The sequence below is a fragment of the Pseudomonas sp. KD5 genome (assembly GCF_012932895.1).
Taxonomy (GTDB): domain Bacteria; phylum Pseudomonadota; class Gammaproteobacteria; order Pseudomonadales; family Pseudomonadaceae; genus Aquipseudomonas.
Genome location: NZ_JDWJ01000030.1, coordinates 1 through 1,634, shown reverse-complemented (window position 1 = coordinate 1,634; position 1,634 = coordinate 1). Strand labels below are relative to the sequence as shown.

The following is a 1,634-nucleotide window of genomic DNA, read 5'->3' as shown; positions in this document are numbered from 1 at the left end:
GCAAATTGCTTGGGTGTTATATGGTCAAGCCTCACGGGCAATTAGTATTGGTTAGCTCAACGCCTCACAGCGCTTACACACCCAACCTATCAACGTCGTAGTCTTCGACGGCCCTTCAGGGGACTCAAGGTCCCAGTGAGATCTCATCTTGAGGCTAGTTTCCCGCTTAGATGCTTTCAGCGGTTATCTATTCCGAACATAGCTACCCGGCAATGCCACTGGCGTGACAACCGGAACACCAGAGGTTCGTCCACTCCGGTCCTCTCGTACTAGGAGCAGCCCCTCTCAAATCTCAAACGTCCACGGCAGATAGGGACCGAACTGTCTCACGACGTTCTAAACCCAGCTCGCGTACCACTTTAAATGGCGAACAGCCATACCCTTGGGACCGGCTTCAGCCCCAGGATGTGATGAGCCGACATCGAGGTGCCAAACACCGCCGTCGATATGAACTCTTGGGCGGTATCAGCCTGTTATCCCCGGAGTACCTTTTATCCGTTGAGCGATGGCCCTTCCATACAGAACCACCGGATCACTAAGACCTACTTTCGTACCTGCTCGACGTGTCTGTCTCGCAGTCAAGCGCGCTTTTGCCTTTATACTCTACGACCGATTTCCGACCGGTCTGAGCGCACCTTCGTACTCCTCCGTTACTCTTTAGGAGGAGACCGCCCCAGTCAAACTACCCACCATACACTGTCCTCGATCCGGATAACGGACCTGAGTTAGAACCTCAAAGTTGCCAGGGTGGTATTTCAAGGATGGCTCCACGCGAACTGGCGTCCACGCTTCAAAGCCTCCCACCTATCCTACACAAGCAAATTCAAAGTCCAGTGCAAAGCTATAGTAAAGGTTCACGGGGTCTTTCCGTCTAGCCGCGGATACACTGCATCTTCACAGCGATTTCAATTTCACTGAGTCTCGGGTGGAGACAGCGCCGCCATCGTTACGCCATTCGTGCAGGTCGGAACTTACCCGACAAGGAATTTCGCTACCTTAGGACCGTTATAGTTACGGCCGCCGTTTACCGGGGCTTCGATCAAGAGCTTCGCGTTAGCTAACCCCATCAATTAACCTTCCGGCACCGGGCAGGCGTCACACCCTATACGTCCACTTTCGTGTTTGCAGAGTGCTGTGTTTTTAATAAACAGTCGCAGCGGCCTGGTATCTTCGACCGGCGTGGGCTTACGCAGTAAATGCTTCACCCTCACCGGCGCACCTTCTCCCGAAGTTACGGTGCCATTTTGCCTAGTTCCTTCACCCGAGTTCTCTCAAGCGCCTTGGTATTCTCTACCCAACCACCTGTGTCGGTTTGGGGTACGGTTCCTGGTTACCTGAAGCTTAGAAGCTTTTCTTGGAAGCATGGCATCAACCACTTCGTGTTCTAAAAGAACACTCGTCATCAGCTCTCGGCCTTAGAATCCCGGATTTACCTAAGATTCCAGCCTACCACCTTAAACTTGGACAACCAACGCCAAGCTGGCCTAGCCTTCTCCGTCCCTCCATCGCAATAACCAGAAGTACAGGAATATTAACCTGTTTTCCATCGACTACGCTTTTCAGCCTCGCCTTAGGGACCGACTAACCCTGCGTCGATTAACGTTGCGCAGGAAACCTTGGTCTTTCGGCGTGGG

1 rRNA gene is annotated in these 1,634 nt (G+C 52.8%); it reads right to left on the bottom strand.

Annotation, left to right across the window (positions count from 1 at the left end):
- Positions 1-20: 20 nt before the first annotated feature.
- Positions 21-1,634, bottom strand: a 23S ribosomal RNA gene (locus AF70_RS29590); the annotation flags it as partial.